This is a genomic window from Leptolyngbya sp. FACHB-711, assembly GCF_014695615.1.
GTDB lineage: Bacteria > Cyanobacteriota > Cyanobacteriia > Elainellales > Elainellaceae > Leptolyngbya_A.
The window spans coordinates 1-8,949 of sequence record NZ_JACJOR010000492.1 but is presented as its reverse complement, the minus strand read 5'-3'; the positions used below and the strand labels follow the sequence as shown (position 1 = coordinate 8,949).

The following is an 8,949-nucleotide window of genomic DNA, read 5'->3' as shown; positions in this document are numbered from 1 at the left end:
CCTTACTCAATTACCCTTACCCCCGATCGCCCTTACCCCATGCCAGCCTACCGACCATTGAGGGGCAACTCAAAATTAAACTTCTGCAAAGGCAGGTTGTTGTTGGGGGTGTTCTCGCTGCGATCGCTACAAAAAACCTCTGCCGAGTTATTAGGGCTTTCGATTAGTTTGACCCTATGAAGCTTTGCACCGATTTGGGCGATCGGGTTTTGCAGCAGGTCGCGGATGTGAACGGCGATGTTTTCCGCAGTTGGGACGACTTCTGCGAAGTAGGGAATGTCTTTGTTCAAGAAGGTGTGGTCGAACGGTTCCACCACATAATCATCGACGGCTTTTTGTAGCGCAACTAAGTCAACCAGCATTCCCGTGCGCGGATCGATTTCGCCTTTGACGGTGACTTCCAGGTGGTAGTTATGCCCGTGTCCGTTCACGCGGGCACATTTGCCGTAGATTTCTGAATTTTGCTCCAGCGTCAGATGGGGGAGTGCCAGACGGTGAGCCGCGCTGAAGTGGGTGCTGATCGTGAGGTAAGCTTCCATATTGTTTCCTTCGTAGTCTGCCCAAAGTTCAGGATGTTCAAAAAGCTGAATGCGGACGATCGGTAAATGGGGAGCGAGTCGCTGCCAGATTACCCGCGCCATACTTTCCGTTGTGGGTAGGGTTTGCTGAAATTCTGCCCAAACGTCATTCAGGTAGGAGAAGTTAAGCTGGCCGGTGACTTCCCGCTTAATCACCTGTTTTACGTCGGACAAATTTAGCACCATACCGTATTCATCCAGGTCGCCCTCCATCGAGACATAGAGGACATAGTTGTGCCCATGTCCCGGAAACCGGGCGCAGCAGCCGAACCGCTCTTGATTTTCTGCGTCGCTCAGTTCGGGTAGCCAGTATCGATGACTTGCCGAGAACTCCGCCCGCCGATTAATGATGCACTTCATGGGAAAATTCTGTTAAGTTCCGTAAAGCCTCTTTTAATACGATAGCAGTTGTGCTGCTGCTGAACCGCCTGATAAAGACAGGAATCCCAGGGTTATAAGGTTATTCATCTAAATTCAAGCCGCACCCAATGTCTTCTAAATAAATGTCTTCTGAGCAAAATAAAACGACTATTCTTCAGTTCTATCAATTCTTTGACGATCGCCAAATCGATCAAGCTCTAGAACTGCTTGCCCCTGATTTTGTTGCGCATTTAGCTGGAGTGCCTGAACCACTCGACAGGGAAGCATTCAAGCAGTTTGGCATGACGTTCTATCTTGCCTTCAGTCAGGGTCAACATCGATTTGAGCAGGTCCTTGTTGAAGAAGATAAAGTTGTGACGTGTGGCACGTTTACGGCGATTCATTCCGGTGAATTTCAAGGGCTTCCACCCACAGGTAAATCGATTAAGTTAGCGGTGATGCATATTGACCGCATCGAGAACGGCAGGATTATCGAACATTGGGGGCAGGGAGACGCGCTGGGACTGATGCAGCAGCTCGGAATAGTTTTTCTACCCGGACTAACGCTTTTCCCTCACCTGGTTAAGAGTTTTGCGTCCAAGCTGTTAAAAAAATCGTTGGAAATTGGGAAAGCAAGGCTAAGCCAGCGTTAGCACAATCAACAGCAGTACTTCTGTCCATTCCACCACAGCTCCATAGCTATCTCCTGTGTGGCCCCCCAGTTTTGCGGCAAACCAGGCAGGTGTCAGCAGCGCGATTCCAATCCCGCCGATCGCTAACAAACCTGCCAGCATCGGGGAGTACAGCCCAGGGAGCAAACTGAGTCCCACCAGCAGCACCAGGCAGGGAGCAGTGTCTTTGATCGATCGCATCACTTGCTTGTGAAACGCACCTTTGCCTGTGGGCTTGAGATAGGGATAGCGAACGATTGCGATTTGCTGTGCCCAGCGTCCCCAACCAGCAACCAGCGGCAGCACGAGCCATCGGGTTAGGGAATTTTGCAGATCGATCAGCGCAACGGTTTTCAGTAGAATTACGGTTGTTGCCGTTATTGCCCCAAAGGCTCCGGTACGGCTATCTGCCATGACTGCTAATCGTCGCTCTGGGTCGGTGACCGCTAACCCATCGGCAGTATCCATTGCCCCGTCGAGATGAAGTCCGCCCGTGATGGCAATCCACAGGGATACGACGATCGCACTCCGCGTTAGCACAGGCATTCCAATCCCCGTCAGTCCGCTATCCACCCCGCTCAAAATCATTCCAATCAGTAGCCCGACTACAGGCGCAAACCAAGAAACGGTCTCAAACGGCAGGGATGCAATCTGAGGGACAGGCAAACAGGTGTAAAAGGCAATGGCAGCCGCAAGCTGGCGCAAAAAAAACATTCAGATATCACCCGATTAGAACAGCCAGAATCACCCGCTTGATCCTGCGATCGCCTATCTTAGCGAAGTGAATCGCAAAGCGTTGCAGTCATAATAGAGTGGAACCTTCATTGACCTGCCTTTGGGAACCTCCTTGCTAAGACAAGTTCCGTATATTCCGCAAAGGGCGAGTTCTGGATCCTGAGATAAGATTAGAGTACGGACCGATTACGGAACCTCTATGATTCATATAAATGACTGAGCTAGGTGGCTGAGCAGTTCGCTATGCCATTCTGGTTCTATCGGGTGCGCTGTTCCGGCTTTTTCGATGTGTTCTTCGCTCTGGGATTCGGCTTGATTGTTGCGCTTGGCGTTCTCTTGCAGACGGTGAGCATTGTTGCAGAATTGAAGTAACCCCAAACTCTGGGGTGGAGCTAAATTTGCAATCAGCTTACCCAGGTCAGACAAATTAATAACGGTTGATCTCATTATTTGAGTCATACGATCAGACGTGATTACTGGTGGGTCATCGCTGGTGTGCTAATCGTCTCCTCGGTCTGTAGGTCAACCCTGTTCTCTCGTTAAGGCTACGGACTTTTTGTATGAGTCACGATCAACGCTCTGGTAACACGAAACTCCCTGCTCCCTGTATTGTTGAGGCGGGCATCATTGTCAACAAGCAAGATATGCAGCGGCTTCTGGCAGATTTGGGGCGAGTTCGCTACTGCTACACGCAGAACGATGACCTCGAAGGGGGAAGAACTTCGCAACGTCTGCTGGCAGAGGATGAAGGCTATGTACTGGAGGTCTTTGCCGACCCCACGAGTTCGACGATCGTTGCTAACCGCACCCTTTATATTAATGTTCAAAGCTTCGACTACTTGAAGCTAAGCCACTCTCCAGAGCATGAACCCTGCTTTGATTTGGTGCAGGACAGTTTGCGTTTGCGGTTGATTCCGCTCAGCAACCCGATTCAGGATCAAAAAGCAAGAACGCTCAGCGCAGCCGCCCTGGAAGCTGTGGTTGCCGAAGTGCTTTCTGCTGGCTGGGATGTGGAGATTGACGGCGACGAGAATTCGATTTAGCTCCTGCTGGCAGTCTTGTTTTAAGGCGAGCTTTATTTTTGGGTTTGTGAATTAGTTTGTGATCGAGATCGAATATTGTGGGATTTGAGTTTCAGTGTCAGGCGAACTGTCGCCATACCCATGCCCGTGCCGGAATCTTTACCACGCCTCATGGCAATGTCGAAACGCCCCGGTTTATGCCGGTGGGAACGCTGGCCAACGTGAAAACGGTAACGCCTGCTCAGCTTCGAGAAACGGGCGCACAGATGATTTTGTCGAACACCTATCATCTGCACTTACAGCCTGGAGAAGACATCGTAGCGGCGGCAGGCGGGCTGCATCAGTTTATGCGCTGGGATGGTCCAATCCTGACGGATTCTGGCGGCTTCCAGGTCTTCAGCCTCAGCGAAATGCGATCGATTTCCGAAGAAGGGGTGAAATTTCGATCGCCGCGAGACGGGCAGATTATCAACCTCACGCCTGAAAAATCAATTCAGATTCAGAATGCGCTGGGGGCGGATGTCATTATGGCGTTCGACGAGTGTCCACCCTATCCCGCAAGCTATGAGGCAGTTCAGGCGGCAACCGATCGCACGGCACGCTGGCTAGAGCGATGTATTGCGGCGCATCAGCGATCGGATCAGGCCTTGTTTGGGATTGTTCAGGGTGGGGTTTATGAAGATCTCCGGCAGCAGTGCGCGAAAACCTTGACGCAGTTCGATTTGCCCGGCTATGCGATCGGGGGAGTGAGCGTGGGTGAGCCTGCGGAATTTATCGAACCGATCGTGAAAGCAACTGCGCCTCTGCTGCCGGAACACAAACCGCGCTATCTGATGGGCGTGGGTTCCTATCGCGAGATGGTGCAGGCGATCGCAGCAGGGGTCGATTTATTTGACTGTGTGATTCCGACCCGCTTGGCGCGACATGGCAGTGCGCTGGTCAAAGGCGATCGCTGGAATCTGAAAAATGCCCGCTATAAAACCGACTTCACACCGCTGGATGCCGGCTGTCCTTGCTATACTTGCCAGAATTTTACCCGCGCCTACATCAGCCATTTGTTGAGGTCGCAGGAATTGCTTGGCTACACGCTGCTGTCGATCCACAATATTACCGAGCTGGTGCAGTTTACCCAGCGAATTCGGGCGGCGATTTTGAGCGATCGATTTGTGGAGCTGTTTGGCGATTGGCTAACTCCTGAAGCCGCTACCAAAGCTGAGGTTTAACTGTCCGGTAAAGTGTGACTGTCGTTTCTCTCGTTTCTTTTGCGATCGAATTTATCTATGACTGCTGATTCCCCGATTGAGGAAACTGCTTTGCCGCTTGTTGAGACTGCCGATGCGCTCCAGCCCTGCATTCAGGCACTTGGCTTACCGCAGATCGATCGTCATCTCTTCATCTGTGCTGATCAGACCTTGCCCAAATGCTGCGACAAAGCAGAGAGCCTGGTTGCTTGGGACTATCTGAAGCGTCGCCTTAAGGAATTAAAGCTTGACCAGCCGACCAGTGACCGTCAAAGCTGCATTTTTCGCACAAAGGCAAACTGCTTGCGCGTCTGTCAGCAGGGACCTATTCTGCTGGTTTATCCGGATGGAGTGTGGTACCACAGTGCAACGCCAGAAGTCATCGAGCGGATTATTCAAGAACACCTGATTCAGGGGCAGGTTGTCCAGGACTACGCATTTCTCGTTCATCCTCTGCCGCAGCCGGGCACTACTGTCCTGTCCTCGCCGCTCTAGCAAGTGTCCTGAAAAGCACGGAAAATCCTGGAAAGTACGGGCAAGATAACGGGCAATACAAAGGATTTTTCCAGTATGTTCAACATTCTGTAAATATACTGGGTATCATGATCGGCAGAATGGACTGTCCACTTTGAGGTCACGAGTACTAGAGCATGAGTAAGGAAAGCAGTGTCGGAGAAAATAAACGGCTTCTCCTGATTGATGACGACCCGAACCTGATTCTGCTGGTGAAGGATTATCTTGAATTCCGGGGATACGAAGTCATCACCGCTGAGAATGGCCAGGAGGCGTTGGATATTTTAGAGAGCGAGACACCAGACATGATCATTTGCGATGTTATGATGCCGCAAATGGATGGTTATGCCCTGGTCGAGCAAGTTCGCAAAAATCCTCGCACAAGCTGGATTCCGGTTCTGTTCCTCTCTGCTAAGGGACAAAGCCAGGATCGGGTAAAGGGACTGAACATTGGTGCTGATGTGTACATGGTGAAGCCCTTTGAACCTGAAGAACTGGTGGCTCAGGTTGAGGCTTCGCTGAAACACAACTCGCGCCTGATGCAGCGGCAGGACAAAAACTCGGATTCGGCTCCGAAAATTCAGGTTCCGTTTGATGTAGAGCTAACCCCCACGGAACTGCGGGTGGTTCAGTTTGTGGCGCGAGGCATGGCAAACCGAGAAATTGCCGAAGAACTGAACGTGAGCCAGCGCACGATCGAAAGCCATGTTAGCAATATGCTGGGCAAAACTGGGCTGCACAATCGCACTGAACTGGCACGATGGGCGATCGAAAACAGCATGGCGTAGGTGGATGAAGCTTAACGCTCGATCGCCTACAACACAATCAGGCAGAAATGACTTCATAAATAAAGCTAAACGCTGCCCACTGGTTGACATCGAATGCATAAACATCCGCTGGGGCGTCGGTCTGATGCAAATCCTGTAAAATTGCCTGAACCAGAGCCAGGAACTGCGTAAAGTTGCTCATTCTCTGGGGGCTGCTAACTCGCAGTTTATTGTTCAGCAGTTCAACCGTCTGGGCGAAGGGAGAACGGCTCAAGATCAAATGAGTTTCTGTGATGCCGCTTGAAGGCTGAATCAGGGAATCTGCATCGGTTTGGAGCAGGGTATGGGTTGCTCCTGGCGCGATCGAACTGGGTGTTTGCGAGGCAGGTGAGGAGTCATTTGCGAATCCGGGGGGATATACCACCGGAATACCCTCTGCATCTAGCCCCAAGCCAATCCAATAAAGGGGACGATCGCTGTAGTTTAGGATTTGATACTGAATCCGACTACCGATCGCGACCTCCGGCAACCCAGTGGTCTGTAAGTCAGCGTAGGGCTGCGGCGGAGCCCAGGGGGCACGAGCGGTTTCCTGCTGAGAAATAATTTGCTCCTGGGGGGCAGTCGTAAGCAGCGTTGCCCGCACTCCCAAACGGGAAGACCCCTGATTTTCCAGTAGCCGCAGCAGCTTATTGGCAAACAATGCCTGTAACTGAGGAGTCATGCGATGAATTGCTGTTTTTACCGCTTCGTCGTCCTGGTTCAGAGAAGTGTAGATTGCGCTGCGATCGAGGAAAAACAAGGCATAGCCGCGCTTGCTGCTGGGCGGCTCGAGGGTTAAAGCTGGAGTTGCTGAGCCTGGAGAGTTCGGTGACGTGGGTGGCAGAGCAGCAGTCAGCGTCGCAGTTTTAAGCTGGGTTTTCCCAAATAGCAAATCGGCAGACTGTTCGCCTGCAATCACTGAGGAAACCTGCGGAATTGTAGCAAAGGCACTGGTCGCATCGACTCGCTCAACCCGCTCCAGGCTTGCATCTAAGCCAACGGTCAGGTTCAGATTGCGCGGCAAAAACCGCATGACCTCCTGCACAACTTGCCCAACCTCGATTCCCCCCAAGGGAGAACTGCTTCGCATTGACTCTGCTTCATTGCCGCCCTGATGCTTGGCTTTCGCCATCAGTCCTTCCCGCGATCGAAGCTGAAGCAGCCTGGGTGATTGATTTTCTGAGTCAGCAGGCATCACGGCGAACAGCGAAGCCCCTACGTTTTCCAGCACGATCGCAGGCAGTCCCCCCAGCCAAAGCTGCACCTTTCCCTCTTCGTCGATCGATCGAACAACGCCATCTGCGCTGAATGCAAAATTAGAATCAAGAACTGCCGTGAGGTTGAGCCGTTTTTGGTTGCTGCTGTTGAACTGCTGTTTGTGTTCCGCCGCCTGCTTCGCTTTGCCGATTGCCCCCGAGGGGGTGGTGGTTCGCATCGCCTGTCCTAAACCAACATTTAGCATCGTGGTGGACGTACTGCACCAAAGCTGTTGCGTCAGCGCATAGGTGAGTAATCCGGCGTGAAAGCCACTCCACTGTGCCTCGGTCGAAACTTGATCGCCGCCTGAGCCGGTGAGCAGGACACCTGGAGGAGATGCCCAATGCAGCGTTGCGCGAGATAACTGCAGCCGTTCTAGCAACTGCGATTGCAGGGTTTGTTCTGCTTCGAGGAGTTGACCACTAGGCGCACTGGGACGCGATCGAATTCGCAAACTGCCCTGGGTGACTCGTCCCAGATGAGTAAAGCCTGTATCCAGGACGGTGATTATCTGCTGAGTCGGCAGTGATCGCAATAGCAGCTCCAGCGTCTCCAGCATTAGGTCATTCACGATCGGATTGTCTGCGGTGGGCAAAACGCCATCGATCGGCACAAGGCTCTGCTGCTCGGTAGGAGCTTGATCTAGCAAAACCTGGCTGCCCAAGCCGCTAAAGTGAAACAGCACCACATCACCCGATCGCGCTTGGTCAATCAGATGAGCCTGAAACGCCGATTCGATCGCTGATCGCGTGGCCTGATGATCGGTCAGCGTCAGAATATCGGCAGGCTGAAAGCCAAAGCGATGCAGCAGCAGTTCTCGTTGCAGTTCCACATCGGTCAGGCAGCCGTTAAGAGCAGTTCCTTTGGGCGGCACAAAATCACCCACGGCTTCTGGATATTGATTAATGCCAATCAACAGGGCGAGTTTGCGGCGCGTTGGCTGTGCTAAAACCTGCTGCGATCGATCCGTCAAAGCAAACCATCCGGCTTCACTCAACCCTAGTGCTGCCAGAATGCTGCCGAACCGCTGTAGAAATTCTCGTCGATTTACCCTCATGCTTTTGTAGCGATCGCTATCTAGAATTGGACAGGCAGGTTGAATACCGCTGTGGAGCGGTAGCTCCCTGTACCTCATCCTCAATTCACTGGCTCTAGCTATATTTGAGCATTAAAAGCCTGAAAAATGCCCTTTTCTACTGGCGATTCTTGAACCCTGCTGTTTTCTGATCAAGCGGAAGGGATAGAGTCAGGCTCTCTGCCGCTCCCATCAGTCATCTCAGCAAATTGGATAGAATGCTCCAGTAGGAAGGGCAATACAACTTCCTCTCTGGAAAACTGATTTAGATTTCTAATTGCAGCTAGCCGGAAATCTGCATCGCACGGGCAAGTTCGGCGGCAACCAGAGGGCGCGAAAATTCGGGCGGCGGTAGCTCACCTTGACGCAGCATTTCCCGCACTTTGGTTCCAGAGAGGTGAATCCGCTCTTCGGGTTTGCTAGGGCTGGTTTTAGTGGTTGCCATTGCCTGCGTCCGCTTGCAGTAAAAAGCGTGTTCAAACTTCATCGGCAGGATGCCTAACGCCTGCGGATCAAACTCGTTAAAGATGTACTGCGCGTCATAGGTTCCATAATAGTCCCCGACACCAGCGTGATCGCGTCCCACGATGAAGTGGGTGCAGCCGTAGTTTTTCCGCACCAGTGCGTGGAAAATGGCTTCACGGGGTCCGGCATAGCGCATTGCAGCAGGGTTGATTGCCAGAATGACGCG

At 52.3% G+C, this 8,949-nt stretch carries 9 protein-coding genes and 1 pseudogene; 5 read left to right on the top strand and 5 right to left on the bottom strand.

Going from position 1 to position 8,949, the window contains the following annotated elements; translation table 11 throughout:
• Positions 1-47: 47 nt before the first annotated feature.
• On the bottom strand, positions 48-938 hold the full coding sequence (locus H6F80_RS23190) for a 6-pyruvoyl trahydropterin synthase family protein (protein WP_190793889.1): 891 nt from the start codon (positions 936-938) through the stop codon (positions 48-50).
• A gap of 143 nt (positions 939-1,081) precedes the next feature.
• Here H6F80_RS23190 and H6F80_RS23185 point away from each other — a divergent pair, with 143 nt between their 5' ends.
• Positions 1,082-1,591 (top strand): ester cyclase, encoded by a 510-nt coding sequence (locus H6F80_RS23185; RefSeq protein ID WP_190793888.1) that lies wholly within the window; start codon positions 1,082-1,084, stop codon positions 1,589-1,591.
• On the opposite strand, the gene cobS is transcribed toward H6F80_RS23185, so the two are convergent.
• Positions 1,577-2,323: an adenosylcobinamide-GDP ribazoletransferase gene (gene cobS, locus H6F80_RS23180; RefSeq protein WP_190793887.1), complete on the bottom strand. Its 747-nt coding sequence runs from the start codon at positions 2,321-2,323 to the stop codon at positions 1,577-1,579. The genes H6F80_RS23185 and cobS overlap by 15 nt on opposite strands.
• 225 nt (positions 2,324-2,548) lie before the next feature.
• Positions 2,549-2,791 (bottom strand): hypothetical protein, encoded by a 243-nt coding sequence (locus tag H6F80_RS23175; protein WP_190793886.1) that lies wholly within the window; start codon positions 2,789-2,791, stop codon positions 2,549-2,551.
• 113 nt (positions 2,792-2,904) lie between these two features.
• Here H6F80_RS23175 and H6F80_RS23170 point away from each other — a divergent pair, with 113 nt between their 5' ends.
• From H6F80_RS23170 to H6F80_RS23155, 4 genes are all read left to right on the top strand, one after another.
• A complete protein-coding gene (locus H6F80_RS23170) occupies positions 2,905-3,387 on the top strand; it encodes a hypothetical protein (protein WP_190793885.1) in 483 nt (160 codons plus the stop codon).
• Positions 3,388-3,464: 77 nt separating this feature from the next.
• A complete protein-coding gene (gene tgt, locus H6F80_RS23165) occupies positions 3,465-4,589 on the top strand; it encodes a tRNA guanosine(34) transglycosylase Tgt (RefSeq protein WP_518523637.1) in 1,125 nt (374 codons plus the stop codon).
• Between the two features lie 57 nt (positions 4,590-4,646).
• Positions 4,647-5,102 carry a (2Fe-2S) ferredoxin domain-containing protein gene (locus H6F80_RS23160; RefSeq protein WP_190793884.1) on the top strand — a complete coding sequence of 152 codons (456 nt, stop codon included), beginning with the start codon at positions 4,647-4,649 and terminating at the stop codon, positions 5,100-5,102.
• A gap of 155 nt (positions 5,103-5,257) precedes the next feature.
• Complete coding sequence (locus tag H6F80_RS23155) at positions 5,258-5,908, top strand: response regulator transcription factor (protein ID WP_190793883.1); 651 nt, start codon at positions 5,258-5,260, stop codon at positions 5,906-5,908.
• A gap of 37 nt (positions 5,909-5,945) precedes the next feature.
• Here the strand turns inward: H6F80_RS23155 and H6F80_RS23150 are convergent, their stop codons facing one another.
• The gene (locus H6F80_RS23150; RefSeq protein ID WP_199296771.1) at positions 5,946-8,318 is read right to left on the bottom strand and encodes a caspase family protein; all 2,373 of its coding nucleotides are present in this window, start codon (positions 8,316-8,318) and stop codon (positions 5,946-5,948) included.
• 223 nt (positions 8,319-8,541) lie between these two features.
• Positions 8,542-8,949: pseudogene (gene sat / locus H6F80_RS23145) on the bottom strand (sulfate adenylyltransferase); the annotation flags it as partial.

Bases quoted from the DNA above. Each gene is read 5' to 3' on its own strand.
- H6F80_RS23175 (WP_190793886.1), bottom strand. From the start codon at position 2,791: ATGAGATCAACCGTTATTAATTTGTCTGACCTGGGTAAGCTGATTGCA.
- H6F80_RS23185 (WP_190793888.1), top strand. From the start codon at position 1,082: ATGTCTTCTGAGCAAAATAAAACGACTATTCTTCAGTTCTATCAATTC.
- cobS (WP_190793887.1), bottom strand. From the start codon at position 2,323: ATGTTTTTTTTGCGCCAGCTTGCGGCTGCCATTGCCTTTTACACCTGT.
- H6F80_RS23150 (WP_199296771.1), bottom strand. From the start codon at position 8,318: ATGAGGTACAGGGAGCTACCGCTCCACAGCGGTATTCAACCTGCCTGT.
- H6F80_RS23160 (WP_190793884.1), top strand. From the start codon at position 4,647: ATGACTGCTGATTCCCCGATTGAGGAAACTGCTTTGCCGCTTGTTGAG.
- H6F80_RS23155 (WP_190793883.1), top strand. From the start codon at position 5,258: ATGAGTAAGGAAAGCAGTGTCGGAGAAAATAAACGGCTTCTCCTGATT.
- H6F80_RS23190 (WP_190793889.1), bottom strand. From the start codon at position 938: ATGAAGTGCATCATTAATCGGCGGGCGGAGTTCTCGGCAAGTCATCGA.
- H6F80_RS23170 (WP_190793885.1), top strand. From the start codon at position 2,905: ATGAGTCACGATCAACGCTCTGGTAACACGAAACTCCCTGCTCCCTGT.